Annotated in this window: 28 protein-coding genes; 9 read left to right on the top strand and 19 right to left on the bottom strand. The window is 70.6% G+C overall.

The genetic code is table 11. The features are described 5' to 3' along the window. Nucleotides 1-143: 143 nt before the first annotated feature. From ACFC51_RS22820 to ACFC51_RS22800, 5 genes are all read right to left on the bottom strand, one after another. Nucleotides 144-1,502: a dicarboxylate/amino acid:cation symporter gene (locus ACFC51_RS22820; RefSeq protein ID WP_376376144.1), complete on the bottom strand. Its 1,359-nt coding sequence runs from the start codon at nt 1,500-1,502 to the stop codon at nt 144-146. A 392-nt stretch (nt 1,503-1,894) separates the two neighbouring features. Further along, nucleotides 1,895-2,191 (bottom strand): DUF4229 domain-containing protein, encoded by a 297-nt coding sequence (locus ACFC51_RS22815; protein ID WP_376376146.1) that lies wholly within the window; start codon nt 2,189-2,191, stop codon nt 1,895-1,897. A 166-nt stretch (nt 2,192-2,357) separates the two neighbouring features. Beyond that, nucleotides 2,358-2,885: a GNAT family N-acetyltransferase gene (locus tag ACFC51_RS22810; RefSeq protein WP_376376148.1), complete on the bottom strand. Its 528-nt coding sequence runs from the start codon at nt 2,883-2,885 to the stop codon at nt 2,358-2,360. 135 nt (nt 2,886-3,020) lie between these two features. Beyond that, on the bottom strand, nt 3,021-4,184 hold the full coding sequence (gene mqnE, locus ACFC51_RS22805) for an aminofutalosine synthase MqnE (RefSeq protein ID WP_031098411.1): 1,164 nt from the start codon (nt 4,182-4,184) through the stop codon (nt 3,021-3,023). A gap of 92 nt (nt 4,185-4,276) precedes the next feature. Continuing rightward, complete coding sequence (locus ACFC51_RS22800) at nt 4,277-4,732, bottom strand: Lrp/AsnC family transcriptional regulator (protein ID WP_329229967.1); 456 nt, start codon at nt 4,730-4,732, stop codon at nt 4,277-4,279. A 121-nt stretch (nt 4,733-4,853) separates the two neighbouring features. Here ACFC51_RS22800 and ACFC51_RS22795 point away from each other — a divergent pair, with 121 nt between their 5' ends. Further along, entirely contained in the window at nt 4,854-5,003 is a 150-nt protein-coding gene (locus tag ACFC51_RS22795) for a hypothetical protein (protein ID WP_376376150.1), read from the top strand. A 10-nt stretch (nt 5,004-5,013) separates the two neighbouring features. On the opposite strand, the gene ACFC51_RS22790 is transcribed toward ACFC51_RS22795, so the two are convergent. Next, complete coding sequence (locus ACFC51_RS22790) at nt 5,014-5,679, bottom strand: UbiX family flavin prenyltransferase (protein WP_376530694.1); 666 nt, start codon at nt 5,677-5,679, stop codon at nt 5,014-5,016. A gap of 113 nt (nt 5,680-5,792) precedes the next feature. On the opposite strand from ACFC51_RS22790, the gene ACFC51_RS22785 reads away from it, so the two are divergent. Further along, nucleotides 5,793-6,389, top strand: coding sequence for a rhomboid family intramembrane serine protease (locus ACFC51_RS22785; RefSeq protein WP_376530507.1), 597 nt, complete (start codon nt 5,793-5,795; stop codon nt 6,387-6,389). On the opposite strand, the gene mqnP is transcribed toward ACFC51_RS22785, so the two are convergent. Together mqnP and ACFC51_RS22775 are read right to left on the bottom strand one after the other, a co-directional pair. Beyond that, nucleotides 6,379-7,290 (bottom strand): menaquinone biosynthesis prenyltransferase MqnP, encoded by a 912-nt coding sequence (gene mqnP, locus ACFC51_RS22780; RefSeq protein WP_376376154.1) that lies wholly within the window; start codon nt 7,288-7,290, stop codon nt 6,379-6,381. The genes ACFC51_RS22785 and mqnP overlap by 11 nt on opposite strands. After that, the gene (locus tag ACFC51_RS22775; RefSeq protein ID WP_376376156.1) at nt 7,287-8,744 is read right to left on the bottom strand and encodes a menaquinone biosynthesis decarboxylase; all 1,458 of its coding nucleotides are present in this window, start codon (nt 8,742-8,744) and stop codon (nt 7,287-7,289) included. The genes mqnP and ACFC51_RS22775 overlap by 4 nt, the downstream gene beginning before the upstream one ends. 88 nt (nt 8,745-8,832) lie before the next feature. On the opposite strand from ACFC51_RS22775, the gene ACFC51_RS22770 reads away from it, so the two are divergent. After that, nucleotides 8,833-9,270: a PLD nuclease N-terminal domain-containing protein gene (locus ACFC51_RS22770; protein WP_376530504.1), complete on the top strand. Its 438-nt coding sequence runs from the start codon at nt 8,833-8,835 to the stop codon at nt 9,268-9,270. Nucleotides 9,271-9,312: 42 nt separating this feature from the next. Here ACFC51_RS22770 and ACFC51_RS22765 read toward each other — a convergent pair whose 3' ends face one another. Then, on the bottom strand, nt 9,313-9,753 hold the full coding sequence (locus ACFC51_RS22765) for a MarR family winged helix-turn-helix transcriptional regulator (protein WP_376376160.1): 441 nt from the start codon (nt 9,751-9,753) through the stop codon (nt 9,313-9,315). Between the two features lie 175 nt (nt 9,754-9,928). On the opposite strand from ACFC51_RS22765, the gene ACFC51_RS22760 reads away from it, so the two are divergent. Further along, nucleotides 9,929-10,624, top strand: coding sequence for a type 1 glutamine amidotransferase domain-containing protein (locus tag ACFC51_RS22760; RefSeq protein ID WP_376376162.1), 696 nt, complete (start codon nt 9,929-9,931; stop codon nt 10,622-10,624). After that, a complete protein-coding gene (locus tag ACFC51_RS22755) occupies nt 10,621-11,946 on the top strand; it encodes an aldehyde dehydrogenase family protein (RefSeq protein WP_376530502.1) in 1,326 nt (441 codons plus the stop codon). Before ACFC51_RS22760 ends, ACFC51_RS22755 begins: the two co-directional genes overlap by 4 nt. 70 nt (nt 11,947-12,016) lie before the next feature. Here ACFC51_RS22755 and ccsB read toward each other — a convergent pair whose 3' ends face one another. The 7 genes from ccsB to hemL form a co-directional block, all read right to left on the bottom strand. Then, complete coding sequence (gene ccsB / locus ACFC51_RS22750) at nt 12,017-13,096, bottom strand: c-type cytochrome biogenesis protein CcsB (protein ID WP_376376166.1); 1,080 nt, start codon at nt 13,094-13,096, stop codon at nt 12,017-12,019. Further along, nucleotides 13,093-14,787: a cytochrome c biogenesis protein ResB gene (locus tag ACFC51_RS22745; protein ID WP_376376168.1), complete on the bottom strand. Its 1,695-nt coding sequence runs from the start codon at nt 14,785-14,787 to the stop codon at nt 13,093-13,095. Before ACFC51_RS22745 ends, ccsB begins: the two co-directional genes overlap by 4 nt. Nucleotides 14,788-14,791: 4 nt before the next feature. Beyond that, a complete protein-coding gene (locus tag ACFC51_RS22740; protein ID WP_376376170.1) occupies nt 14,792-15,565 on the bottom strand; it encodes a cytochrome c biogenesis CcdA family protein in 774 nt (257 codons plus the stop codon). Further along, complete coding sequence (locus tag ACFC51_RS22735; protein WP_376530500.1) at nt 15,562-16,167, bottom strand: TlpA family protein disulfide reductase; 606 nt, start codon at nt 16,165-16,167, stop codon at nt 15,562-15,564. Before ACFC51_RS22735 ends, ACFC51_RS22740 begins: the two co-directional genes overlap by 4 nt. A 67-nt stretch (nt 16,168-16,234) precedes the next feature. Further along, complete coding sequence (locus tag ACFC51_RS22730; protein WP_376376174.1) at nt 16,235-17,491, bottom strand: hypothetical protein; 1,257 nt, start codon at nt 17,489-17,491, stop codon at nt 16,235-16,237. A gap of 183 nt (nt 17,492-17,674) precedes the next feature. Then, nucleotides 17,675-18,364, bottom strand: coding sequence for a histidine phosphatase family protein (locus ACFC51_RS22725; RefSeq protein ID WP_376376176.1), 690 nt, complete (start codon nt 18,362-18,364; stop codon nt 17,675-17,677). Beyond that, nucleotides 18,361-19,668 (bottom strand): glutamate-1-semialdehyde 2,1-aminomutase, encoded by a 1,308-nt coding sequence (gene hemL / locus ACFC51_RS22720; RefSeq protein ID WP_376376178.1) that lies wholly within the window; start codon nt 19,666-19,668, stop codon nt 18,361-18,363. Before hemL ends, ACFC51_RS22725 begins: the two co-directional genes overlap by 4 nt. Nucleotides 19,669-19,960: 292 nt before the next feature. Here hemL and ACFC51_RS22715 point away from each other — a divergent pair, with 292 nt between their 5' ends. The 4 genes from ACFC51_RS22715 to ACFC51_RS22700 all read left to right on the top strand — a co-directional run bounded on the left by ACFC51_RS22715 (nt 19,961) and on the right by ACFC51_RS22700 (nt 22,055). Further along, nucleotides 19,961-20,569, top strand: a complete 609-nt coding sequence (locus tag ACFC51_RS22715) for a hypothetical protein (protein WP_376376180.1) — start codon at nt 19,961-19,963, stop codon at nt 20,567-20,569. Nucleotides 20,570-20,657: 88 nt separating this feature from the next. Then, nucleotides 20,658-21,011 (top strand): STAS domain-containing protein, encoded by a 354-nt coding sequence (locus ACFC51_RS22710; protein ID WP_376376182.1) that lies wholly within the window; start codon nt 20,658-20,660, stop codon nt 21,009-21,011. Between the two features lie 82 nt (nt 21,012-21,093). Beyond that, nucleotides 21,094-21,579: an ATP-binding protein gene (locus ACFC51_RS22705; RefSeq protein ID WP_376376184.1), complete on the top strand. Its 486-nt coding sequence runs from the start codon at nt 21,094-21,096 to the stop codon at nt 21,577-21,579. Between the two features lie 104 nt (nt 21,580-21,683). Continuing rightward, nucleotides 21,684-22,055 carry an STAS domain-containing protein gene (locus ACFC51_RS22700; protein WP_376530497.1) on the top strand — a complete coding sequence of 124 codons (372 nt, stop codon included), beginning with the start codon at nt 21,684-21,686 and terminating at the stop codon, nt 22,053-22,055. Between the two features lie 23 nt (nt 22,056-22,078). Here ACFC51_RS22700 and ACFC51_RS22695 read toward each other — a convergent pair whose 3' ends face one another. Genes ACFC51_RS22695 through ACFC51_RS22685 form a run of 3 tightly spaced genes read right to left on the bottom strand, consistent with a single transcriptional unit; the run spans nt 22,079 to nt 25,283 of the window. Next, the gene (locus ACFC51_RS22695; protein ID WP_376530495.1) at nt 22,079-22,510 is read right to left on the bottom strand and encodes an STAS domain-containing protein; all 432 of its coding nucleotides are present in this window, start codon (nt 22,508-22,510) and stop codon (nt 22,079-22,081) included. After that, entirely contained in the window at nt 22,507-23,598 is a 1,092-nt protein-coding gene (locus tag ACFC51_RS22690) for a B12-binding domain-containing protein (RefSeq protein ID WP_376530493.1), read from the bottom strand. Before ACFC51_RS22690 ends, ACFC51_RS22695 begins: the two co-directional genes overlap by 4 nt. Then, entirely contained in the window at nt 23,595-25,283 is a 1,689-nt protein-coding gene (locus ACFC51_RS22685; protein WP_376376192.1) for a SpoIIE family protein phosphatase, read from the bottom strand. Before ACFC51_RS22685 ends, ACFC51_RS22690 begins: the two co-directional genes overlap by 4 nt. Nucleotides 25,284-25,445 lie beyond the last annotated feature (162 nt).

Below are 25,445 nucleotides of genomic sequence, written 5' to 3'. Positions count from 1 at the left end.
CTGGGGCGGCCCCCCGTCTCCCGGGCGGGGCGGGCCCCGCCACACCCCGGGGGTCGCCCCCCCCCCCCGGCCCCGGCCCCCCCCGCGGGGCGCCCCCCCCGGACAGAGGTCCGGGGGCGCCGCCCTGCGTACGTCGGGAGGGGTCAGGCCGCGACGGGAACACCCTTCGGCTGCTCCGCGTCGTGCACCTCGGGGCCGTCGACCGGGGAGGACGACGCCGAGTTGTACATGTCGTGGTCGAGGATCTTCTCGCGTGCCGCGACGATCACCGGGATCAGAGCCTGTCCCGCGACGTTCGTCGCCGTCCTCATCATGTCCAGGATCGGGTCGATGGCCAGCAGCAGGCCCACGCCCTCCAGCGGGAGACCCAGGGTCGACAGGGTGAGGGTCAGCATGACCGTGGCGCCGGTGAGGCCGGCGGTGGCCGCCGAGCCGATGACCGAGACGAACGCGATCAGGATGTAGTCACCGATGCCCAGCTGGACGTCGAAGATCTGCGCGATGAAGATCGCCGCCAGCGCCGGGTAGATCGCGGCGCAGCCGTCCATCTTGGTCGTGGCGCCGAAGGGGACGGCGAAGGAGGCGTACTCCTTCGGGACGCCGAGGCGCTCGGTGACCTGCTGGGTGACCGGCATCGTGCCGACCGAGGAGCGGGAGACGAAGGCCAGCTGGATCGCGGGCCAGGCGCCCTTGAAGAACTGGACCGGGCTGACCTTGGCGACCGTGGCGAGGAGCAGCGGGTAGACGCCGAAGAGCACCAGGGCGCAGCCGATGTAGACGTCGGCGGTGAACGTCGCGTACTTGCCGATCAGGTCCCAGCCGTAGTCGGCGATCGCGTAGCCGATGAGGCCGACGGTGCCGATCGGGGCGAGGCGGATGACCCACCACAGGGCCTTCTGGAGGAGCTCCAGGATCGACTCGCTGAGGGTGAGGATCGGCTTGGCCTTCTCACCGAGCTGGAGGGCGGCGATGCCGGCGACGGCCGCCATGAAGACGATCTGGAGGACGTTCAGCTCGGTGAAGGGCGTGATGACGTCGGTGGGGATGATGCCGGTGAGGAAGTCCAGCCAGGAGCCCGCGCTCTCGGGCTTGGCGCCGTCCTTCGGGGTGAGGCCGGTGCCGGAGCCCGGGTTGGTGATCAGGCCGATCGCGAGGCCGATGGCGACGGCGATCAGAGAGGTGATCATGAACCAGAGCAGCGTGCGGGTGGCGAGCCTGGCGGCGTTGTTGACCTTGCGCAGGTTGGTGATCGACACCAGGATCGCGAAGAAGACGAGGGGCGCGACGGCCAGCTTCAGCAGCTGGACGAAGATGTGGCCGACCTGGTCGAGGGTGGTGTAGAGCCAGCCGATCTCGTAGCTGCGGGTGATCCAGCCGAGCAGGACGCCGAGGACGAGACCGGCGACTATCTGCACCCAGAACGGGATGCCGGGCAGGCGGAAGCCGGAACCGGACGGCTTACCGGCTTCGGTCTCTGCGGGGGGCGCGGAATTCGCGGACACGGACACACTCCAGATGTGACGCATCGGGACGTACGAGGACAGACGTACGGTCGTGCGGTCGAACAGGGGGACGGGGGTGCGGCGCCCGCGTCAGGGGCGGCGCCGCTGCATGATGCCGGTTCAGACGTTGCGGCAACAGACCGCGGACATACAGCGGCAGAGATCGACATGCAGGCGCACCACGAGCGGGACGCCCAGGGCGTGGTGGGTGCGCACAGCTGTCTTCATGTCGAATACATTAACACTGCAACTTTGAGAACCTCAAAGGTCCGCTTCTTGATCATCTTTGTGGGCCGACCCCCGGACACGCCGAAACCCCGGTACGGGAGCGGCTGCTCCGGTCCGGGGCTTCGTGCCTGCGGGCTGCGGGTGTGAGGAACCTTACGCGGCGCCTACTGGGTGACGCCGTCCTCGCGGGTGCGGTTCGCCTCGAGCCTGGCCTTGGTGCGGTCGACCGAGGAGATGATCTGCTCGGACATCTCGTCGCGCTGCTTCCGCAGCAGGACGAAGCTGAGGGGCGCGGAGAGCAGCAGGCCGAGGAGGATGACCCAGACGACGTTGGAGCCGCCGACGCCGGAGGGGAGCACGCCGAAGTGGACCGCCACCCCGGCGACGAAGAAGCAGCCGACGAAAATCAGCACGCGCATGGCGGTGTACCGGATCGTTGCGCTCGGCTTGGCAGCGGACACGGCTGGCCTTCTCTCTACGTCCGACGTTCCTGCGGTGCGGCATGGGTCCTGCCCGACCAGTGAAGCATGCCCCGAATTCGATCAGTTCGCAGGGTTCCCCACCGCCGCCCCGCCAGCACTTCCGGCGGACCTGCCCACGGGCCCCCGCGGGCCCCCGCCGGGACCCCTACCGGTGCAGCGGGAGCAGCATGATGATGTCGTCGCGGTAGTCGTCCTCGGCGACCCGGATGGCGTCCGGCACCCGGCCCACCTCCTTGTATCCGCAGGAGGCGTAGAAGCGGTCGGCGCCGGTGCCGCCCCGGCAGGTGAGCCGGATGGCGCCGATGCCCTCGATCCCCCGGGCGGCGTCGGCCGTCGCCGCCATCAGGTCGCGGCCGTAGCCCTTGCCCTGGTGGCGCGGGTGGACCATCACCGTGTAGACGCCGATCCAGTGACGCATGAGCCGGTGGGTGTTGTGGGTGAGGAAGGCGGTGGCGGCCACCGTGCCGTCCTCGTCCCGGCCCACGATCAGGTGGGTGCGGCCCTCGGCGATCCCGGCGAGGTGCTTGACCAGCTCCGGGCGGATCACGTCACCGGTGACGGGCGGGACGAAACCGACGGCTCCGCCGGCGTTGCTGACGTCGACCCAGAGCGCGGTGATGCCGTCCCGCAGAGCTCGGCCGAACGCGGGATCCACTTCGAATGTAAGCGCCATACACGCAGATTAACTATTACCTGGGACCTGCTTCAAACCGCGTCCACCACGCGAGAAAGCCCCGGCCGGGGGACGGCAGGCCGGGGCTTTCGTACAGCGGGACACCGGGCGCCCGCAACGGGCGGGCGCCGGACCTCAGACGCGCATCGGCTGCGGCGTCTCACGGCGGCCGGCGTCCGGGCCCGGGTACTCGCGCAGGATCTCGTACCGGGTGTTGCGCTCGACGGGCCGGAAGCCGGCGTCGCGGATGAGGTCCAGCAGGTCCTCGCGGCCGAGCTTGTTCGGGGTGCCGTAGTCGTCCGCGTCATGCGTGATCTTGTACTCGACGACCGAGCCGTCCATGTCGTCGGCGCCGTGCTGGAGGGCGAGCTGCGCCGTCTGCACGCCGTGCATCACCCAGAACACCTTGACGTGCGGGACGTTGTCGAAGAGCAGCCGGGAGACCGCGAAGGTCTTGAGCGCCTCCGCGCCGGTCGCCATCGACGTCCGCGCCTGGAGCGTGTTGCGGACCTTGCCGTCCTTCATGTCCACGAAGTCGTGCTGGTAGCGCAGCGGGATGAAGACCTGGAAACCGCCGGTCTCGTCCTGCATCTCCCGCAGCCGCAGCACGTGGTCGACGCGGTGACGGGGCTCCTCGATGTGCCCGTACAGCATCGTCGCCGGGGTCTTGAGACCCTTCTCGTGCGCGAGACGGTGGATGCGCGACCAGTCCTCCCAGTGGGTGTTGTGGTCGACGATGTGCTGGCGGACCTCCCAGTCGAAGATCTCCGCGCCACCGCCGGTCAGCGACTCCAGACCGGCTTCGATCAGCTCGTCGAGGATCTCGGAGGCCGAGAGCCCGGAGATCGTCTCGAAGTGGTGGATCTCGGTCGCCGTGAACGCCTTGAGTGCCACCTCCGGCAGGGCTTCCTTGAGCGCGCTGAGCGAGCGCGGGTAGTAGCGCCACGGAAGGGTGGGGTGCAGCCCGTTGACGATGTGCAGCTCGGTGAGGTTCTCGCCCTGCATCGCCTTGGCGAGACGGACGGCCTCCTCGATGCGCATCGTGTACGCGTCCTTCTCGCCCGGCTTGCGCTGGAACGAGCAGTACGCGCAGGACGCGGTGCACACGTTGGTCATGTTGAGGTGGCGGTTGACGTTGAAGTGGACGACGTCGCCGTTCTTCCGCGTGCGCACCTCGTGGGCCAGCCCGCCGAGCCAGGCCAGGTCGTCGGACTCGTAGAGCGCGATCCCGTCCTCGCGGGTCAGCCGCTCGCCGGCCCGGACCTTCTCCTCCAGCTCGCGCTTGAGTCCCGCGTCCACTAGGGCGCCTCCCATGTCTCTCTGCAACGGATCCGGCAGCCCACGGTACTCCCCCGCGTCCCTGGTCACGGCACCCCCACCGCCGCTCCCCGTCACTCCTCCTCGGGGAGCTCCCCGACCCGGTTCTCCCACTTGGTGGAGAGCACGACCGTCGTACGGGTCCGGGAGACGCCCTTGGTGCCGCTGAGCCTGCGGATGGTCTTCTCCAGCCCGTCCACGTCGCCGACCCGCACCTTGAGCATGTAGGAGTCGTCGCCGGCGATGAACCAGCAGTCCTCGATCTCGGCGAGGTCCTTCAGACGGTGCGCGACGTCCTGGTGGTCGGCGGCGTCCGAGAGCGAGATGCCGATCAGCGCGGTGACACCGAGTCCCAGCGAGGCGGAGTCGACGGTTGCGCGGTAGCCGGTGATGACACCGGCGGTTTCCAGCCGGTTGATGCGGTCGGTGACGCTGGGCCCGGAGAGCCCGACGAGCCGCCCCAGCTCGGCGTACGAGGCCCTGCCGTTCTCTCTGAGGGCCTGGATGAGCTGCCTGTCCACCGCGTCCATATGACTGAAACCTTCCATTGTTCAGCAGTACCGCGAGTTTACGTGTAGAATCTAAGGCACAACAGGGTCAAGCCCTGTAAATCTTTCTCATCATCCAAAAAAAGCATTCGAATCTTCAGGAGTGACAGTCACCGTGTACTCGATCGAGATGGCCTACGCCCGGATGCGCGAGCTGCAGGACCTGGCCAACCGCTCGCGTGCCCACCAGCCCGCCGCCGCCCACCGTGTCGACCGGACCCGCACCCCGCGCATGGGCAGGAAGAAGCGCTGACCCCACCGGGTCAGCCACGGGAGGCGCCACCGAGCTCCCCCTCCCACCGGCGGTACAGCTGGTGCGGCACTCCCGCCGCGTCCAGCACCCGCCCCGCGACGAAGTCCACCAGGTCCTGGATGTGCGTCGCCCCCGCGTAGAACGCCGGTGAGGCGGGCAGCACCACGGCGCCCGCCTCGTCGAGCGCGACCATCTGCTTCAGCGTCGAGCCGCTGAGCGGCGTCTCGCGCACGGCGACGACCAGCTTCCTCCGCTCCTTGAGCGTCACGCTCGCCGCCCGCTGGAGCAGGTCCTTCGAGAGACCGAGCGCCACCCCGGCGACACACGCCGTCGAGGCCGGGACGATGAGCATCCCCTTCGCCGGGTACGACCCCGAGGACGGCCCCGCCGCCAGGTCGCCGGCCGCCCAGTGGCGCACACCGTCGACGTCGGGCCGGAAGGCGTCCGGCGTGCCGTCCGCACCCCGCGCGAGCCAGCTCCGCAGGTCCTCCTGCCAGTGGGCGTCGCGGAAGGCGATTCCCGTCTCGTCCAGGAGCGTCAGCCGCGAGGCGCGGCTGACCACCAGGTCGACGCTCTCCCCGGCGTCCAGCAGCCCCCGCAGCACGGAAGCCGCGAAGGGTGTGCCCGATGCGCCCGACACCCCGACAATCCAAGGCCTGCGCTGCTGCTGACTCATCGAAGTCCCGGCTCTCACACCGCCGAGCCTATCCGGCGTGCCGTCACAGGAACCGAGCCAGGGGCTCCGCACGTTGCCATCGGTGAGCGAACACCCACGGACAGGGGACGACCATGGCGGTCACACGCACCGGCGCCACCGCACGGGCCGTCACGGCCGGCGTGGTCATGATCGCCTGGGTCGCGCTGCTGTGGGTGCTGGAAGGCATCGACACGGCGACGGGCCACTCCCTCGACACCTACGGCGTCAGCCCGCGCGAGCCCGCCGAGCTTGCGGACGTCGTGCCGGCCGCGTTCCTGCACAGCGGCTGGGAGCACGTGGCGTCCAACAGCGTCCCGCTGCTGGTCCTCGGCTTCATCGCCGCCCTCGGCGGGATACGCAGGTTCGCCGCCGTGGTCCTCGTGGTGATCGTGACGTCCGGCCTCGGCGTCTGGCTCACCGCGCCGCCGGACACGGTCACGCTCGGCGCGTCCGGTGTGGTCTTCGGCCTCTTCGGCTATCTGCTGGTCCGCGGCTTCGTGGACCGGCGCCCCCTGGACATCGCCGTCGGCGTGATCGTCGCCACGGTCTACGGCTCCCTGCTCTGGGGCGTGCTGCCGACCGACTCCGGCATCAGCTGGCAGGGCCATCTCTTCGGCCTGGCCGGCGGGGTGGCGGCGGCGTTCGTCCTCCGCCGCCACCGGGAGCCGCAGAATTACGTCACGGTGTGAGGCCCCGCACCAGCAGGTCGAGGAGCGCACAGGCGAAGAGCGCGATCCCGATGAAGCCGTTGACCGAGAAGAACGCCCGGTTCAGGCGGGACAGGTCGTGCGGCCGTACGACCCGGTGCTCGTACACGAAGGCGACGGCGACGATCACCATGCCGATCCAGTAGAAGATCTCCGCGTCCGTCGCCAGCCCGAACCACACCAGCAGTCCGGTCGTCACCACGTGGCAGACCCGAGCACCCCACAGGGCGGCCGGGATGCCGAAGCGGGCGGGGAACGAGAGCACTCCGTGCGCCCGGTCGGCCTGCACGTCCTGGCAGGCGAAGATCAGGTCGAAGCCGCCGATCCAGATGCCGACGGCCAGACCGAGGATCACCGCGTCCCACGACCAGCTCCCCGTCACCGCCAGCCAGGCGCCGATCGGTCCGATCGCCTGGGCGAGGCCCAGGATCGCGTGCGGGAAGTTCGTGAACCGCTTGCCGTACGGGTAGACGATCATCGGGACGACGGCGACCGGCGCCAAGGCCAGGCAGAGCGGGTTGAGCAGGGCCGCGGCTCCCAGGAAGACGACGAGGGCGACGAGCGCGCCCGTCCACGCCGACCTCACGGTGACCGCGCCGGTGACCAGCTCCCGGCCCTCCGTCCGCGGGTTACGGGCGTCGATCTCCCGGTCGATGATCCGGTTGGCCGCCATCGCGAACGTCCGCAGCCCGACCATCGCGAGGGTCACGAGCAGCAGCGTCCCCCAGTGGATGTTCCCGTCGAGCTGGAACATCGCGGTGAGCGCGCCGATGTAGGCGAAGGGCAGCGCGAAGACCGAGTGCTCGATCATCACCAGCCGCAGGAACGCCCGGGGCTTGCTGCGCGGCTGCGGGACAGCGGCGGCCGATGCTGAGGCACTCACAGGCCGTACTCCTTCCACCGGCGGTCGACCTTCGCCGCCGTCTCCGGGTCGGACTCGACCATCTCCGGCCAGCCCCCGTCCCGTGTGTACCCCTCCTCGGGGAGCTTGCGCGTGGCGTCGATGCCCGCCTTCCCGCCCCAGAACTGCTGGTAGGAGGCGTGGTCCAGGTGGTCCACCGGGCCCTCGGTGATCATCAGGTCACGGGCGTAGTCGGTGTTCCCGAGCGCCCTCCAGGCGACCTCGTGCAGGTCGTGGACGTCGCAGTCGGAGTCCACGACGACGATGAGCTTGGTCAGCGACATCATGTGCGCTCCCCAGATGGCACTCATGACCTTCTGGGCGTGCTTGGGGTACTTCTTGTCGATCGAGACGATCGCGCAGTTGTGGAAGCCGCCCGCCTCGGGGAGGTGGTAGTCCACGATGTCCGGCACGATGATCTTGAGGAGCGGCAGGAAGAACCGCTCGGTGGCCCGGCCCAGCGGACCGTCCTCGGTGGGCGGCCGTCCCACGACGATGGACTGGAGCAGCGGACGCTTCCGCATGGTCACGCAGTCGATCTTCAGCGCGGGGAACGGTTCCTGCGGGGTGTAGAAGCCGGTGTGGTCACCGAAGGGGCCCTCGGGCAGCATCTCGCCCGGCTCCAGCCAGCCCTCGATGACGACCTCGGCCTGGGCCGGGACCTGGAGCGGGACCGTCTTGCAGTCGACCATCTCGATCCGCTTGCCCTGGACGAAGCCGGCGAAGAGGTACTCGTCGATGTCCCCGGGCAGGGGTGCGGTGGAGGCGTAGGTGACCGCGGGCGGTGCGCCGAACGCGATGGCGACGGGCAGCTTCTCCCCGCGCCGGGCGGCGACCTGGTAGTGGTTGCGGCTGTCCTTGTGGATCTGCCAGTGCATCCCGATGGTGCGCTTGTCGTGGCGCTGCAGCCGGTAGAGCCCGAGGTTGCGGATGCCCGTCTCCGGGTCCTTGGTGTGCGTGAGGCCCAGGTTGAAGAAGGATCCGCCGTCCTCGGGCCAGGTGAAGAGCGCGGGCAGCCGGTCGAGGTCCACGTCGTCGCCGGTGAGGACGACCTCCTGGACCGGGGCGCTGTCGGACTTCACCTTCTTCGGCGGGAGGTGCGTCACGGCGCCGAGCTTCCCGAACGCCTCGCGGATCCCGACGAACCCCTGCGGCAGCTCCGGCTTGAGGAGGCCGCCGATCTTGTCGCTGATCTCCGCGTAGGACTTCAGCCCGAGCGCCTTGAGCAGCCGCCGGTCGGTCCCGAAGACGTTCATGGCCAGGGGCATGGACGCCCCCTTGACGTTCTCGAAGAGCAGGGCCGGCCCGCCGGCCTTGTTCACCCGGTCGACGATCTCGCCGACCTCCAGATACGGGTCGACCTCGGCCTTGATGCGCTTGAGATCGCCCTCGCGCTCCAGAGCTCGGAGCAGGGAGCGAAGATCGTCGTAAGCCATACGGTCAAGTATCGGACACCCGCTACCCTGGGCCCGACAGCGGGGGCGGTCCGTGCGCCCCTCACCTCACCTCGGGGGATCTTGCACGATGCTCAGGGCCCTGATCTACCTCCTGCCGCTGGCGCTGACGATCTTCGCGTTCATCGACTGCCTGAACACCCCGGAGGACGAGGCCAAGCACCTGCCGAAGGTGGCCTGGGTCTTCATCATCCTGCTGTTCTGGGTCGTCGGCCCGATCGTCTGGCTCGCCGCCGGGAAGGTGCGCGCCGTACCCGCGGGCGGCCGGACGCCCTCGGAGTGGCACCGCGGGAACCGCACCGCGTGGGTCGCCCCCGACGACAACCCGGACTTCCTCAAGTCGCTGAAGGAAGAGGGGAAGAAGGGCGAGGGCGAGCAGGACGGGAGCACGAGGGACGAGGCGCTCCTGAAGGACTGGGAGGCGGACCTGCGCCGCCGCGAGGAGGAGATCAAGCGCCGGGAGAGCGGCGCCGGTCCCGAGGACACGGCTCCGCCGACGGCCTCCTGATGCCGTCCGTGCCCCGCGGGTGAGCCCGCGGATCCCCCGGGCTCACGGGGACAGCAGCCGCCCGAGCCGGTCGAGCAGGGGGAGCAGCGCCGTGCGCTCCTCGGGGGTGAGGGCCTCCAGGGCGCCGTGCACCACGCGCATCTCGGCACGGATGCGATGCGCCAGCTCGGTGCCCTCCTCGGTGCGGGCGGCCACCTTGGAGCGGCGGTCACCGGGCGCCGGGGTGCGGGTCACCAGGCCGCGGGCCTCCATACGGCCGATCAGCCCGGTCGCGTTGGAGGCGTCGCACACCAGATGACTGGCCAGCGCGCTCATGGGCATGGGCTGGTTGAGGGCGATCAGCGCCCGGGCCTGCGAGGTGCTCAGACCGTGGCGGCCCGCGACGGCGGTCAGGTCGTCGTGGTGGCCGCGGACGACCACGGCGAGGGGTTCCAGAAGTTCGTCCGGCGTAGGGACGGCGCGGGGTGCCGGTTCCTTCGTCATGGTCGGTCATCCTTCGATCGGTACGCGCGGCCCGGAGGCCCGGACCCGGTCCGCCACGCACCCGCATTCATTTGACATGCTCAACTTTGACCCGTTACATGAAGGGTATTGCTTGAGCATATCAAGCTTCAGGTTCACGCGTCTTACGTCCCGCGTCTCGTAGGGAGCACCCCCCATGCCCTCCGTACTCTTCGTCCTCACCGGTGCCGACCACTGGACCCTCAGCGACGGCACCGCCCACCCCACCGGCTTCTGGGCCGAGGAACTCGCCGCCCCGCACCGCGTCTTCACCCAGGCCGGCTTCGACATCACCGTCGCCACCCCGGGCGGAGTCGCCCCCACCGTGGACGCCGGCAGCCTGGCCGCCGAGGCCAACGGGGGCCAGGAGCAGGCCGACGCCGTGGCCTCGTACCTCGCCTCGATCGACGAGACGCTCCGCATCCCCGCCCGGCTCGAGGACGTCGTGCCCACCTCGTACGACATCGTCTTCTACCCCGGCGGCCACGGCCCCATGGAGGACCTGGCCGTCAGCGAGGTGTCCGGACGGCTGCTGACCGCCGCGCTCGACTCCGGCACCCAGGTGGGCGTCCTGTGCCACGCGCCCGCCGCCCTGCTGGCCGCCCGCCGCGAGGACGGCAGCTGGCCGTTCGCCGGCTACCGCATGACGGGCTTCAGCAACGCCGAGGAGACCCAGGCCGGCTTCGCCGCCAAGGCGCCCTGGCTGCTGGAGAGCCGCCTCACCGAGCTCGGCGCCGACTACGCCGCGGCCGAGCCGTGGGCGGTGCACACCGTGCACGACCGCAATCTGCACACCGGCCAGAACCCCGCCTCGTCCGAGCAGCTGGCCCGCGAGATCATGGCGGCCCTGTGAGCGCCGCCGCACCCGCGCGGGAGACCCCCGCCGACGTCGTCGCGCGGCTCCGCGCGGCCTTCCGCACGGGACGCACGCGGGACCTCACCTGGCGCACGGACCGGCTGACACGGCTCCGCGCCCTGCTCACCGAGCGGGGTGACGAGCTGGCCGAGGCGCTCCGCGCCGACCTGGGCAAGAGCCGGAAGGAGTCCTACCGGACCGAGATCGACTTCACGGTCCGCGAGATCGACCACACCCTGGAGCACCTCGCGGAGTGGCTGCGCCCCGAGCCGGCCCCCGTCCCGGCGGCCCTCGCGAAGGCCACGGCGAGCACCGTGCAGGACCCGCTCGGCGTCGTCCTCGTCATCGCGCCCTGGAACTATCCGGTGCAGCTGCTGCTCGCGCCGGTCGCCGGAGCACTCGCCGCGGGCAACACCGTGGTCGCGAAGCCGAGCGAGCTGGCCCCCGCCACCTCCGCCGCCCTGGCCCGGCTGCTGCCCGCGTACCTGGACGGCGACACGGTCACCGTGGTGGAGGGCGGGATCCCGGAGACCACCGCGCTGCTCGCCGAGCGGTTCGACCACATCTTCTACACCGGCAACGGCACCGTCGGCCGCATCGTGATGACGGCCGCCGCCCGGCACCTCACACCGGTCACCCTCGAACTGGGCGGCAAGTCGCCCGTCTTCGTCGACCGCGACACGGACCTGAGGACGGTGGCCGCCCGGCTCGCCGCAGGGAAGTTCCTCAACGCCGGCCAGACGTGCGTCGCCCCCGACTACGTCCTGACCGACCCGGAGACGGCCCCCGCCCTGGCCGACGCCCTCGCCGCGGCGGTCGAGTCCCTCTTCGGGCCGGACCCCTCGGACCACCCGGAGTACGGCCGGATCGTCAACGAGCGTCACTTCGACCGGCTCGTGGGCCTCCTCGGCTCCGGCCGCACGGTGACGGGAGGAAGCCACGACCGCTCCGCGAAGTACATCGCACCGACCGTGCTGGCCGACGTCGCACCCGACGCCCCCGTGATGGGCGAGGAGATCTTCGGCCCCGTGCTGCCGATCGTGACGGTCGGCGGCCTCGACGAGGCCATCGGCTTCATCAACGACCGGGACAAGCCGCTGGCGCTCTACGCGTTCACGCAGAACCCCGCCGTGCGGGAGCGGCTGCTGGCCGAGACCTCGTCCGGCGGGGTGGGCCTCGGGCTGCCGCTCGCCCATCTGACCGTGTCGGACCTGCCGTTCGGCGGAGTCGGCGAGAGCGGCATGGGGAACTACCACGGCCGGTACTCCCTGGAGACGTTCAGCCACCGCAAGGCGGTTCTGGACACCCCGCTCGGCTGACCGCCCACACGACGACGGGAGGGCGCGACCGGTGTCGGTCGCGCCCTCCCGTCGTACCCGGGTGTACCGGTCAGACTTGGGCGTAGGAGTGCTTGCCGGTGACGAAGATGTTCACGCCGTAGTAGTTGAAGAGCCAGCAGCCGAAGGCGATCAGCGCCAGGTAGGCCGCCTTGCGCCCCTTCCAGCCGGCCGTCGCACGGGCGTGCAGGTAGCAGGCGTAGGCGACCCAGGTGATGAAGGACCAGACCTCCTTGGGGTCCCAGCCCCAGTAGCGGCCCCAGGCGTCGCCCGCCCAGATCGCCCCCGCGATGATCGTGAACGTCCACAGGGGGAAGACGGCGGCGTTGACGCGGTACGAGAAGGTGTCCAGCGTCTTCGCGGCGGGCAGCCGCTCCAGGACGGAGGTGGCGAACTTCCCGGGCGTGCCGCCGTTCGCGATCTTGTTCTCGTAGCTGTCGCGGAACAGGTAGAGCAGCGTGCCGACAGCGCCGAGGTAGAAGACCGCACCGCAGATGATGGCGGTGGAGACGTGGATCCACAGCCAGTAGGAGTGCAGCGCCGGGACCAGCTGGTCGCTGTCGGTGTACAGCGCGGTGGTCGCGATGCCGAGGTCCAGCAGGACGGTGGTGACCAGGAGCAGGCCGATCCAGCGGACGTTCTTCCGCAGGGCCAGGAGGATCAGGTAGGCCCCGACCGCCACGGTGGAGAAGGTGATCGAGAACTCGTACATGTTGCCCCAGGGGGCCCGCTGCACCGACAGGGCGCGCGCGACGACGCCGCCCGCCTCAACGGCGAAGGCGACGACGGTCAGGGAGACCGCGATCCGCCCCCAGAGGTCGCCCTTGAAGGTGCCGCCGGCCGCGCCGGGGCCGTCGGGGACGTCGCGGGTCCCGGCCGCGGAACGCGTGACGACCTTGGGGCGCTCCAGGACGGCGGTGCCGCCCTTCTGCGCGACCTGCACCTCCACCGCCGGACCGGTGGCCGTGTCCTGCTTGAGCGCGGCGGCCGTACGGCCGACCTTGCTCCGGCTGCCGAACACCCACTCCGCGATGTGCGCGAAGAAGGCCAGGGTGTAGACGGCCATCGACGAATAGATCAGCGTGTTGCTGGCATTCGCCAGATTCTCGTTGGTTGCGGCGGCGAGATTCACTTCTCAGCCCCTTCGGCAGGTTCTTCGGCGGGTTGGTGCGGCTGGGGTTCTGGAGCGGGCGCCGTGGGCGCCTCGCTGTGGAGGGCGACCGCGAGGTCGCCCAGCTCCTCGGGGAGCTTCGCGGACTCGCTGCGGCCCAGGCCCGCCATCTCGACGACGGTGACGCCGTCCGCTCCCCGCACGGCCCTGACCCACACCCGGCGGCGCTGGATGAAGAGCGAACCGGCGAGGCCGAGGATGGCGGCGACGGCGCCGCCGAGGGCCCAGCCCGCGGCGGGCTGACGGGAGATCTGGAAGCTCGCCCACTCCTCGACGCTCTCGAAGGTGATCGAGCCCGCGCCGTCGGGGAGCTTCATGGTCTCGCCGGGGCGCAGCCGCTTCTTGAGCTTGTCGCCGTTGCTGTCCTTGAATTCCTTCATCTTGGACGTGTCGAGCTGGTAGACGTTCTGCGGCAGTCCCGAGTCGACGCCGAGGCTGCCGTAGAAGCCGTTCAGCGCGAGGACCGGATAGTCGGCGCCGGGGTACTGCGAGAACATCGTGCCCTGGCCGTCACCGGCGAACGTCGGGACGAAGAAGGCCTGGAAGCCGAGCTGTTCCTTCGTGCCGGACGCGTCCTTGTACCCGTCCATCACCTTGATCGCGCCGGTCGAGGTGACGTTGTTGTCGATGGGCAGCAGGGGCACGGCGCTCCGGTAGACCTCCTTGCCCCTGCCGTCCTTGACGGAGATGACCGGTGCGTAGCCGTGCGCGTTGAGGTAGACCTTGGTGCCGTCGACGACGAGCGGCTTGTTGACCTCGATGACCTTCTTCTTCGGCTTGCCGTCCGCGCCCTCGGAGTACGTGACGCGGGCCTCGTAGGTCCGGGGCGTGCCGCGCTGGGGTCCGTTGCGCTCGTACGTCCCGACGAAGTCCTCCAGGTCGAAGCTGAACGGAGCGAGGTCGTCGTTGTCGAAGAGCGAGCCGGACTTGAAGTCGTCGTACTGGGTGATCGTGTTGGCGAAGCCGTCGCCCTCGACGACCAGCTTGCCGCCCTCGGACTTGAAGAGCTGCCCGCCGGCGAACGCGACGAGCATGACGATCAGCGCGATATGGAAGAGCAGGTTCCCGGTCTCGCGCAGATAGCCCTTCTCCGCGGCCACCGCGTCCCCGGCCTCGTGCGAGCGGAAGCGCCGCTTGCGCAGGATGCGCAGCGCGGCCTCACGGACCTGCTCGGGGCCGGCGTCGGTGCGCCAGGTCGTGTAGGCGGGCAGCCGGGTCAGGGTCTTCGGGGCGCCGGGCGGGCGGCTGCGCAGCTGGCCGACGAACTGGCCGGTGCGCGGGACGATGCAGCCGATCAGCGAGACGAACAGCAGGATGTAGATCGCGGAGAACCACACCGAGCTGTAGACGTCGAAGAACTGGAGCTTCTCGTAGAGGGGGGTGACCGTGGTGTGGGCTTCCTTGAAGGTCTGCACCTTCAGCTCGTCCACGCTGTTCTGCGGGATCAGCGAGCCGGGGACGGCGCCGAGCGACAGCAGGAAGAGCAGGATCAGGGCGACCCGCATGGAGGTGAGCTGGCGCCAGAACCACCGGGCCCAGCCGATGACACCCATGGCGGGGACGGAGGAGGCGGACTCCTCGCGCGGGGCGGTGGAGAGCTGCTCCCCGGCCCGGCCGAGGTCGCGTTCGTCCGTGGTGTGCGTGTTGCTCATGGACTCAGATCCCTACAGTGAAGCCGTTGGACCAGGCCTGCATCTCCTGGATGAGCGCGTCCCAGGCGCCCGTCAGCAGGAGCAGCCCGGTCACGATCATCATGCCGCCGCCGATCCGCATCACCCATGCGTAGTGGCGCTTGACCCAGCCGAACGCGCCGAGCGCCCGGCGGAAGGCGAGGGCCGCCAGGACGAAGGGGACACCGAGGCCGAGACAGTACGCGACGGACAGGACCGCCCCGCGGCCCGCGGTCGCCTGGTCGAACGCGAGGGCGTTGACGGAGGCGAGGGTCGGGCCCAGGCAGGGGGTCCAGCCGATCCCGAAGAGCGCGCCGAGCAGCGGTGCGCCCGTCAGGCCGGTCACCGGCCTCCTGTGGATGCGGAACTCGCGCTGCGTCATCCAGGGCATGAGCCCCATGAAGAAGATCCCCATGAGGATCATCAGCACGCCGAGGACCTTGGAGAGCGTCCCGCTGTACTCCTGGAGCGTCTGGCCGAAGAAGCCGAAGAGCGCGCCGCCGGACACGAAGACGACGGTGAAGCCGAGGACGAAGAGCGAGGCACCGGCGACGGTCCTGCCCCGCCGCCGCTCGGCGAGGTCGGCGCCGCTGACCCCGGTGACGTAGCTGAGGTAGCCGGGCACCAGCGGCAGGACGCACGGCGAGAAGAAGGAGACGAGACCGCCGAGCAGCGCGATGGGCAGAGCCACTATGAGGGCCCCGTCGGCGACCGTCGCGTTTCCGCCGGCGACCGCGGCCAGTTCGAGCACCGGAGTCACTTCTCGGCGACCAGCGGGTCGATCATCTCGCGGAGCTTGGTGGCGTCGAGCGCGGCGAGCGAACGGGCGGCGAGCTTGCCGTCCCGGTCGACGATCACCGTCGACGGGATGGCCTGCGGGTTGAGCGTGCCCTTCGGGAAGCGCAGGAGCAGCTTCCCGGTCGGGTCGTAGAGGCTCGGGTAGGTGATCCCGAAGTCCTCCTCGAAGCTGACCGCGAGGGACTTCTGGGCGTCGCGGGTGTTGACCCCGACGAACTGGACGCCCTGGGCCTCGGTCGCCTTCGCCACCTTCTCGAAGTGCTTGGCCTCGGCGCGGCAGGGGCCGCACCACGATCCCCAGAAGTTCAGGACGACGATCTTGCCCTTGTAGTCGGCGATGTCGAGGGCCTTGCCGTCCAGCGTGGTGCCGTCGAGCTTCGGCGCGTCGGTGCGTTCGCCCTTGGCGACGGTGGAGATGCCACCGCTGCCGGTCACGAAGTTCGTGTTGCCGCCGCCGCCCGCCCGTGTGCCGTCACCACTGCACGCGGACAGGGTGAGCGCGCCGGCCACAGCGGTGGCGGCCAGCAGGGTGGAGCGGCGTCGGAGTGCGCGGCCAGAGCTCATGTGAAAAGTTTCGCATGGCAGTTCCGGGGATCTTGCGCACCCCCCTCGGTGCCCGTAAAGCCCCTTGTCAGGCCTGATTAAAGAAGGCGTTCCAGCCGCCGTCGGGAGCCTGTCCCACCTGGAGCGTACGGAGCTTCGCGAGCACCGCGGGATCCTGCACGTCGAGCCAGTCGGCGAACTGGCGGAAGGAGACGAGGCGCACATCCGGCTTGCCCGCGATGTGTTTGAGCGCGTCCTCCACGGCGTCCATATAGATTCCGCCGTTCCACTCCTCGAAGTGGTTTCCGATGTAGAAGGGCGCGCGATTCGTCTCGTAGGCGCGGTCGAATCCGGCGATGTACGCCTCGGTGGCCTGGGTGCGCCACCCCGGATAGCGCGAGGGCATGCCGTTGGTCGAATTCTTCGACTGGTTGGCGAGGATGTTGTAGTCCATGGAGAGGACTTCGAAGGTGTGGCCCGGGAAGGGAATGCCCTGGAGCGGAAGGTCCCAGACGCCCATGCGCTTCTCGGGCCACATCTGGGTGCCGCCGGGCGAACTCGCGTCGTAGCGCCAGCCCAGCTGCTTCGCGGTGGGCAGGAGATTGTCCTGGCCGAGCAGGCAGGGCGTGCGCCCCCCGACCAGTTCCTTGCGGTAGTCGAACGGCAGCGGGTCGAGATCCTGCCAGCCGGTGTTCGTCCGCCATTCGGTGACGAACGAGACCGCCTGGTCGATCTCGCTCTGCCATTGCGCGGGCGTCCAGTCGCCGACCGATCCGGAACCACCGCAGAAATGCCCGTTGAAGTGGGTTCCGATCTCGTGCCCGTCGAGCCATGCCTGGCGGACGTACTTCAGGGTCTGCTTCACGTGGTCGTCGGTGAGATAGCCGATGTCCGAGGCGCCCCGGGGGTTGTTGGGCGGGCGGTAGAGGGACTTCTTCGACTCGGGCAGCACGTAGAGCCCGGAGAGGAAGAAGGTCATCGCCGCGTCGTGCTCCCTGGCGAGTTCGAGAAAACGCGGGAAGAGCCCGTTGCCGACCTCCCCCGCCCCGTCCCAGGAAAAGATCACGAACTGCGGAGGCGTCTGACCGGCTTCGAGGGGGACGGGGGCGGTGGGCTGATTCGGCTGCTTTCCGGTGTCGGCCGTGGAGCCGTCGCCGATCAGCCGGACCTGTTTTCCGGGAGGCCCCCCGCCATTCCCGTGGGTCCCTTTACCGCCCTTGGGCGTCTTCTCGGGATCCGGGCGGCCGCCGTCGGAGGAACCGAGGGAGCCGCAGCCCGTCATCGACAGTGCGGCTGCGGCTCCGAGTCCGGCCCCGAGCAGGCCCCTTCGCTTGATTTCACGCATAGCGTCCCCATCTGCGGTCGTATTACCTCAAGGCCATACAAACTGGCGATGGCTTAGATGAGGAAATCAACACGACGGTTCCGCTGATAATCACAAAAGTTGTCACGTGAACAGACCCTTACAGGTGCTGCACATGACATACAGAACGGCGGTGTGCGGGGCCGGCCCGAAGCGTGCGGGCGGCTAGGCCCCGAACGCCTTGGACTCCCCCTTGACCGGCTTCGCACCCGCGAGCAGATGCGCGGGCACCAGGTCCCGGGCCGGCTCCGTGTACCCGACGGAGACGATCGTGTCGCCCTGGTAGGTGAAGCTCGTCAGCGAGGCCAGGGTGCACTGCCGCTTGCGCGGGTCGTGCCACAGCCTGCGCCGCTCGACGAAGCTGCGCACGATCCAGATCGGCAGCTGGTGGCTGACGCAGACCGCCTCGTGCCCACGGGCGGCGTCACGCGCCGCGTCCAGGGCTCCCATCATCCGTACGACCTGCTCGACGTACGGCTCGCCCCAGGACGGCTTGAACGGGTTGGTGAGGTGCTTCCAGTTCGCGGGCTTGCGCAGCGCGCCGTCACCGACACCGAAGGTCTTGCCCTCGAAGACGTTGGCGGCTTCGATGAGGCGCTCGTCCGTGGCCAGTTCCACGCTGTGCGACTTCGCGATCGGCGTGGCCGTCTCCTGGGCCCGCTCCAGCGGGGAGGCGACGACGTGGGTGATGTCGCGCTTCTCCAGGTGCTCCGCGACCCGGTCGGCCATCCGGCGCCCGAGGTCCGAGAGGCTGTAGCCGGCCCGGCGCCCGTAGAGCACGCCCTCCGGGTTGTGCACCTCACCGTGGCGCATCAGGTGGACGACGGTGATGTCCTGGTCCGTGTGCTCGCTCATGCGGTGGCCTCCGATGCGGCGCGGGCGGCGGCGGGCAGCGCGGCGGCGATCCGTTCGACGGCCCGCGCGTCGTGGGCGGTGGAGACGAACCAGGACTCGAAGGCGGACGGCGGCAGATACACACCCTGCTCCAGCATCGAGTGGAAGAACGCGGTGAAGCGGAAGGCTTCCTGCTTCTTCGCGTCCTCGTAGTTCCGGACGGGCTCGTCGGTGAAGAACACGGAGAACATGTTGCTCGCCGCCGACACCGTGTGGGCGACGCCCTCCTTGGTGAACGCCTCGCCGACCAGGGCCCGCAGCTCGGCGGAGACCTCGTCGACCTTCGCGTACGCCGCGTCGTCGAGCAGCCGCAGCTGGGCGAGGCCCGCGGCGGTGGCGACCGGGTTCCCGGAGAGGGTGCCGGCCTGGTAGACGGGGCCGGCGGGGGCCAGGTGCGCCATCACGTCGGCCCGGCCGCCGAAGGCCGCGGCCGGGAAGCCGCCGCCCATGACCTTGCCGAAGGTCATCAGGTCGGGCCGCACCCCGTCGACGCCGTACCAGCCGGCCTTCGACGTACGGAAGCCGGTCATCACCTCGTCGGAGATGTACAGCGCGCCGTTGGCCGCGCAGATCTCCTTCAGTCCGGCGTTGAAGCCGTCCAGCGGCGGCACGACACCCATGTTGCCCGGCGACGCCTCGGTGATCACGCAGGCGATCTCACCCGGCTGCGCGGCGAACGCGGCGCGCACGGCCTCCAGGTCGTTGTACGGCAGCACGATCGTGTCGCCCGCCTGGGCGCCGGTCACGCCGGGCGTGTCGGGCAGGCCGAAGGTGGCGACCCCGGATCCGGCCGCGGCCAGCAGCGCGTCGACGTGGCCGTGGTAGCACCCGGCGAACTTCACGACCTTGGCGCGCCCGGTGAACCCGCGGGCGAGCCGGATCGCGGACATGGTCGCCTCGGTGCCGGACGACACCAGCCGCACCTGCTCCACGGGCTCGATCCGGGCGACGATCTCCTCGGCGAGCGCGACCTCGCCCTCACCGGGCGTACCGAACGAGGTACCCCGGGCCACCGCGTCCTGGACGGCCGCGACGACCTCGGGGTGCGCGTGGCCGAGGATCATCGGCCCCCACGAACACACGAGGTCGACGTACTCACGGCCGTCGGCGTCGGTGAGGTACGGACCCGTACCGGACACCATGAACCGGGGCGTACCGCCCACGGCCCGGAAGGCACGCACGGGGGAGTTCACGCCGCCGGGCGTCACGAGGGACGCGCGGTCGAAAAGCGTCTGCGAAACTGGGGCTTCGTATGAATACGCCACTTTGGTCCTGATCTGCGATTCGGGATTCGGGGGGCCTGGCCGGAATTCCCGGCAGCCGGTGAGCAGGGAGCGCGCTCTCCCCGTATGAGGCTCGTACAACGAAAGGGCGTCAGTCTCCTCGCGTCTGCGAAACTGAGTCGTCATAGGGAAAGCTCACACATGCCATGGTGTCAGAGGCGTCGACGGTCTTGCGGACAGGTGTTTCACCGCACGCCCGTGGGGGAGGTCACTGATGATGATCGGGTTGCGCGGCGGGGCTGTGTCTCCTAAGAAGTAGTCGGGTGGATGAGATATGCATCGCGGTGGCGGAGTGGGCGAAGGGACCGACGACCTGGGGCCCGAGCCTGCCCGGCGAGGGCGGCACCGGCGCGAGGCCGAGCGTGTACGGGACGATCGGGCCGAGCACGTACGGGACGTCCGGGCGGGTGGTACCGATGGTTCCGGGAGCAGGAGCAGTGGACGGGTGGGGGTGACCTACAAATACTTCGGTGCCCCTGACGGGGCCACCGCCGCACGTGTGCCCATCTCGATGCGTCCCGAGGAGCTGGGCGGCGACGAGCTGGGTATGGGCGGCATGTTCAGCAAGATCAAGCCCGAGACGGTGGCGGCCATGGTCCTCACCGGCATACAGGGCATACCCCTGCACAAGGTCCCCCCGCTGGAGCTGGTCGTGCTCCATCCCGACTACGCGGTGGTCAAGCTGCCGATGACCGTGGTCGACCCGCTGCGGGACGTCGGCGAGGAGTCGGTCGGCGCGGCGGCCTTCATCTGGTCCACGGTCCCCGACCGCGGCGGCCCGCGCGACGCCTTCAACGTCTACCAGCTGCTCCACGAGTGGCAGGACTTCTCCCACCGGCTGCACGACGCCGGCCACCAGGCGTACTGCCTGGTGTGGCCCTGAGCCGGGTCTCCCCGTTCCGGGGCGGGCCGCGGGGGAAAGGTGGGGACCACCTTCCTCCGGCTTCCACCGGTGTAGGAACATATGACGCATGACGGCGGATGAACTGCGTGTGGTCGTGGAGGCCGCGGACGACGGTGTCGTGCTGGTCCGTGTCCGGGGATCCCTGGACGGATGGTCGGAGCCCTCGGGGCTGACCGAAGCCCTGGAGGAGGCCGCCGGGCGCGGCGGGCGGCTGACCGTGGCCGATCTGTCCCGGCTGGAATTCGCCGACTCGACCGGGCTGCACGCCCTGCTGAACGCCCAGCGCCACCACGACGCGGCCGGGGTGCGTCTGGTGCTGGCCGGGCCGCTGGGCACCGGCGTGCGCCGGCTCTTCGAGGTTTCGGGCACGCTCGGTGCCTTCACGTTCGCCGACACGGTGGACGCGGCGCTCACATGCTGACCGGCCCCGGACCACGGCGTCCGGCAGTCGTTCCTCCTCCGGGGAGTGTGACCGGAGCCCTGCCGGGCAGGCGCAGAAGGTAATGGACGGGGAACGAGAAGCACTGCGGAACGGTACGAATCCGGCCGATGGGCCGGAGGAGGCCGTCAGCCCGCCCGCCCGGGAACGGCCGGCGGGCACCGCCCCTCTGCCCTCCGTACCGCGGAACGCGGCTGCCGCCCGGGACATCGTCACCCAGCTCCTGGAGGCGCAGTTCTGCGGGATGGGCGGGGAGGGACCGGCCGATGTGGTGGTGGCCGACGCCCTCCTGGTGACGTCGGAGCTGGTGACCAACGCGGTCAGGCACGGCGGAGGACTCACGGGGTTCGCCGCGGAGATCACCGACGACGGGCTCCTCCTCACCGTCGCCGACGCCAGTACGCAGGCGCCGGTCACCGAGAAGCGCGATCCGGGCGTCGCCTCCGTCGGCGGCTACGGATGGCTGCTGGTGCGCCGGCTGGCCAAGCGGGTCTCCGTCACGTACCTCCCCGGCGGCAAGCACATCGTCGCGCTGGTCGCCCTCGCCTGAGCGGCTTGCCGTCCACGGGGCGCCCACGCGGCGCACGAGACCCGCCTTCCCCCGTGGCGGGGACGTCCGTGCGCCCGGGTGTGGGCAGTTGGCATAATCCCCGCATGGTCCGCGAGCCCTCCGACAACGCCACCCCGGCCGGCCCGCCCGTGGTGGCGTCCGAAGCCGAGATCCGCGGTTGCTGGGTCGTACGTGCCCAGGGCGATCTCGACTCGGACAGCATCGACCCCCTCTTCATCGCCCTGTGGCAGGCCGCGGCGGGGTACCGGGCGGTCGTGGTGGACGCGTCCGCCGTCACCTTCGCGGACTCGTCGTTCCTCGGCCTCCTGATCGACACGCACCAGCGGACCGACCTGCGCATCGCCGCACCGGGGCCGGCCCTCACGCGGCTCCTGCGGACCGCGGGGGTCGACCAGGTGCTCCGCAGCTATCCCTCGCTCGACGCAGCCGTCGGCGCGCCGCCAACCGATTCCTGACGCCTCGCGGGCGCGCCGTCGCCTCAGCCGGAAGGGGCCGGAGGCCGTACGGCCTCGTACCGGGCTCCGCCCGGCGGCGGCCCGTCCTCCGTCTGCTCCGCCTGCTCGGCCTGCCGGGCGGCCCCTTCCAGGGTGAAGAGACCGGCGGTCCCGGTCACGTCGAGGATCTTGCGGAGGAAGGCGGGCGGGTTCTCCAGGTGCAGTGCCACACCGCGGGACGACGTGCCGCGGTGGATCAGCAGGAGGCTGGAGAGCCCCGTCGAGTCGCACAGCCGCAGCCGACCGCAGTCCAGGAAGAGGTCGCGCAGGCCCGGATCGCCGGCGAGGCACTCCTCGGCGCGCTCCACGAGCTGCTCGCCGGTGTCGTAGTCCAGGTCACCGACGAGGCTCAGCCGTACGGCTCCGGGCCCGGCTTCGACCGCCAGCGTGAGCGGTGGACGGGATCGGTCGGTCATCCATGGACTCCCGGGTGGTGAGCAGTGGCCAGGAAGGCGTCCAGGACGGTGTGCGCGCGGTCGAGCAGCCGGGTGGACCGGGGGAAGTCCTTGAGCTCCACCCCCAGGACGTCGAGGACGGGCCGCAAGGACACCGCCGGGACCCGCCGGGCCTCCAGGATGCCCGCGGTCCAGGTCAGGAAGCGGGTGAACAGCTCGTCGTCGTCCACGTACAGGGCCACGCCCAGGTACTCGACGATGTGGGCGATGTCCTGGGCCGTGTGCTCGCGCTGCTGCTCCGTGTAGCCCGCGGCCTCGGGGAAGCGGCTCTCCAGCCGCGCGAGCACCTCCCGCACCAGCTGCGGCCTGCTGCGCACGACGAGGGTGTACTCCTGGTCGGCGAGGTGAGGCAGGCCGTCCTGCTGCTGCCTGCCGGTGAGGGGCGCGGGAACCGCGATGCCGTCGGCCACGCGGCGCGCCGCGGAGCGCGCGTCGGGCGCCCAGGCGTCGGCGCCCAGCAGGCGTGCGTACCGGCCGTCGGGCCCGAAGGCCGCCCCGCCCACCAGCACCGGCACTCCCACGGCCTGGCAGGCGGTGATCGCCGCGTGCGCGGCCGGCAGCCGGGTGGGTATCGACGAGGACAGCGCGACCACGTCGGCTCCGTGGCTGTGCAGGTGCGCGATGAGGTGCGGCGTGGGCACCTGGGCGCCGAGGAAGTCGACCTGCCACCCGCGCAGGGTGAGCACCTCGGCCAGCAGACGGGCCGGCAGCACATGCCACTCCTGGTCCACGCAGGCCACGGTGACCCGCCCCAGCCGCGGGGCGGTGCGCACGCCCGGGTGGTGGGCGAGTGCGGCGATGACCCGCTCGGCGATGGCGCTGGCCGCGTGCTCCTGCGCCACGCCGAGGCGGTTGGCCGCCCACTCGGCGCCGACCCGGGCCTGTACGGGGGCGATGACGTCGAGCAGCGCCGTCTCCGGGTCGATCCCGTCGTCCACGGCGGTGAGGACCACCGCGGCGGCGGCGTGTTCGTTCCGGTCGGCCACCGCCTCCCACAGCCGGTCCTGGAGGTCGCGCGTCCGGGGCGCGACAGGAGTGTGTGTGCTCATGCCGTGTACCTGCCCCGGGTGTGGCCGTCCACCGCACTCAGGTGGGTGGTCGGCGGGGCGGTGATCGCGACGAGCGCCATGTCGTCGTGTCTGCCGTCGTGCAGCCACTGGGACGCGAGCATCTGGACGCGCTCGACGACCGCCGTGCCCGGCATGCCGGCGCACTCCGACACCGCGCGCATCAGCCGCTCCTCGCCGAAGAGTTCGTCGCCGAGGGGGCCGCCGCGCGCCTCGGTGACGCCGTCGGTGTAGAGCAGGCACGTCTCACCGGGGAGGAGGTCGGTCTCCACGGTGCGAGCCTCGATGTGGGGCAGCGCCCCGACGAGGGTCCCCCGGGTGTCGACCTCCTCGACCCGGCCGTCGTTCCGGATCACCAGCGGGGCGGGGTGGCCGGCGGAGGTGAGGCGCAGGCGCACCCGGCTCTCCTCCCGGCGGACCGACGCCAGCACCAGGGTCGCGAAGCGCGTGTGGTGGGAGTTCAGGAGCGCCCCGTTGAGCAGCCGCAGCATCCGTTCGTGGTCGCCCTCCATCGGCGTCAGCGCCTGGAGCGTGTTGCGGATCTTCCCGGTGAGGACGGCGGCGTCCAGGCCCTTCCCGCACACGTCGCCGAGGACCGCGAGCGACGCGTCCTCGGAGGTGCTGCCGGGGTGCACGTCGTAGAAGTCGCCGCCCACCCGGTCCCGTGCGGCGGCCGGCTGGTAGCCACCGGCGAACTCGACCCCGTTCACCCGGTACAGCGAGGGCGGCAGCAGATCCCGCATCAGGGTGCGCGTGATGTCGCTCTGTTCCGCGTACAGCCGCGCGGCGGACAGCGCGGCACCGGCCCGTGCGGCGAACAGCCGCGCGAAGACCTCCTCGTTCTCGTTGAACTCCGCGGAACCCGCGCCGCGCAGCAGGACCAGGACACCCGCCGGGACACCGTGGCCGGGCAGGGGGGTGACGGCGGCCGAGCCCACGGGCCCGCCGAAGCCCTCGGGGACGAGCCAGTCGGGCAGCGAGGTGGGGTCGATCCACCGCGAGGGGACGGGCGGGAAGCCCTGGAGCGCTTCGCTCAGACCCGGGACCTGGGCGGGGTCCGCCGTCACCGTGGCGCGGGCCGCGGCCCCGCCCTCGACGGCGTACGCCACGGGCAGCTTCCGTCCGGACGCGGGCAGGACGACGACGGCCGCATCGGCGAGGTACCGGGAGGCGAGCTGCGCGGTGACCTGCATGCAGCGGTCGGTGTTCAGCGAGGCCAGCAGGGTGTTGGACGCCTCCGCGAGGAAGGTGGTCCGCTCCCGCTCCGTGGCGAGTTCCTCCTCGGCGGACCGCCGGCCGGTGTCGTCGGCCAGCCACCACACCACGTCGCCGTCCGGGTGCGGGACGGGATGCGCCTCGAAGCTCCGCGCGCCGATCCGTCCGCGGAAGGAGGAGCGGGGCGCTGCTGCTTCCGCCGGGCCGTCGCCGGGCCTGCGGGCGGCGGGCACGGCCGTCTCCTCGTGGGCGCGCGCCAGCCAGGCAGGCAGCGTCGCGGTGACCGCGCCGCCCGGGACGGCGCGGTCCAGGAGTGCGGCGGCGGCCGGGTTGAGGTCGACGACGGTTCCGGCCCTGTCGACGACGATCACGGGGCAGGGGGCCGTGTCCCACACGTCGGGCCTGGACCGTGGCTGCGTTTTCGTGGCGGTGTGTTCCTTCGGAGGAGCCATGAGGGGGGACCCGCCCGAAGCGAGTCGCACCACCTTCCAACTGGACGAAAGTTCCTTTCCCTTCGGCAACCATTGCCCAGTCGGGGAGTATCTGGCAACCCACCCCCCTGTGCCGGGGCCGGCGTGGAGCGGCACGCGCTCCGCGCCGGCTCCGCCTTCGCG

This window comes from Streptomyces sp. NPDC055962 (genome assembly GCF_042270185.1).
Taxonomy (GTDB): domain Bacteria; phylum Actinomycetota; class Actinomycetes; order Streptomycetales; family Streptomycetaceae; genus Streptomyces.
The sequence above is the reverse complement of the archived record's forward strand: the minus strand, read 5'-3'. Positions and strand labels throughout refer to the sequence as shown.

Coding starts and splice junctions, on each gene's coding strand:
- ACFC51_RS22730 (WP_376376174.1), bottom strand. CDS start 17,491: ATGCGTGAAATCAAGCGAAGGGGCCTGCTCGGGGCCGGACTCGGAGCC.
- ACFC51_RS22735 (WP_376530500.1), bottom strand. CDS start 16,167: ATGAGCTCTGGCCGCGCACTCCGACGCCGCTCCACCCTGCTGGCCGCC.
- ACFC51_RS22770 (WP_376530504.1), top strand. CDS start 8,833: ATGCTCAGGGCCCTGATCTACCTCCTGCCGCTGGCGCTGACGATCTTC.
- ACFC51_RS22690 (WP_376530493.1), bottom strand. CDS start 23,598: ATGAGCACACACACTCCTGTCGCGCCCCGGACGCGCGACCTCCAGGAC.
- ACFC51_RS22725 (WP_376376176.1), bottom strand. CDS start 18,364: ATGAGCGAGCACACGGACCAGGACATCACCGTCGTCCACCTGATGCGC.
- ACFC51_RS22775 (WP_376376156.1), bottom strand. CDS start 8,744: ATGGCTTACGACGATCTTCGCTCCCTGCTCCGAGCTCTGGAGCGCGAG.
- ACFC51_RS22700 (WP_376530497.1), top strand. CDS start 21,684: ATGGTCCGCGAGCCCTCCGACAACGCCACCCCGGCCGGCCCGCCCGTG.
- ACFC51_RS22710 (WP_376376182.1), top strand. CDS start 20,658: ATGACGGCGGATGAACTGCGTGTGGTCGTGGAGGCCGCGGACGACGGT.
- ACFC51_RS22800 (WP_329229967.1), bottom strand. CDS start 4,732: ATGGACGCGGTGGACAGGCAGCTCATCCAGGCCCTCAGAGAGAACGGC.
- ACFC51_RS22705 (WP_376376184.1), top strand. CDS start 21,094: ATGGACGGGGAACGAGAAGCACTGCGGAACGGTACGAATCCGGCCGAT.
- ACFC51_RS22685 (WP_376376192.1), bottom strand. CDS start 25,283: ATGGCTCCTCCGAAGGAACACACCGCCACGAAAACGCAGCCACGGTCC.
- ACFC51_RS22790 (WP_376530694.1), bottom strand. CDS start 5,679: ATGAGTCAGCAGCAGCGCAGGCCTTGGATTGTCGGGGTGTCGGGCGCA.
- ACFC51_RS22715 (WP_376376180.1), top strand. CDS start 19,961: ATGCATCGCGGTGGCGGAGTGGGCGAAGGGACCGACGACCTGGGGCCC.
- ACFC51_RS22760 (WP_376376162.1), top strand. CDS start 9,929: ATGCCCTCCGTACTCTTCGTCCTCACCGGTGCCGACCACTGGACCCTC.
- ACFC51_RS22695 (WP_376530495.1), bottom strand. CDS start 22,510: ATGACCGACCGATCCCGTCCACCGCTCACGCTGGCGGTCGAAGCCGGG.
- ACFC51_RS22785 (WP_376530507.1), top strand. CDS start 5,793: ATGGCGGTCACACGCACCGGCGCCACCGCACGGGCCGTCACGGCCGGC.
- ACFC51_RS22745 (WP_376376168.1), bottom strand. CDS start 14,787: ATGAGCAACACGCACACCACGGACGAACGCGACCTCGGCCGGGCCGGG.
- ACFC51_RS22810 (WP_376376148.1), bottom strand. CDS start 2,885: ATGGCGCTTACATTCGAAGTGGATCCCGCGTTCGGCCGAGCTCTGCGG.
- ACFC51_RS22765 (WP_376376160.1), bottom strand. CDS start 9,753: ATGACGAAGGAACCGGCACCCCGCGCCGTCCCTACGCCGGACGAACTT.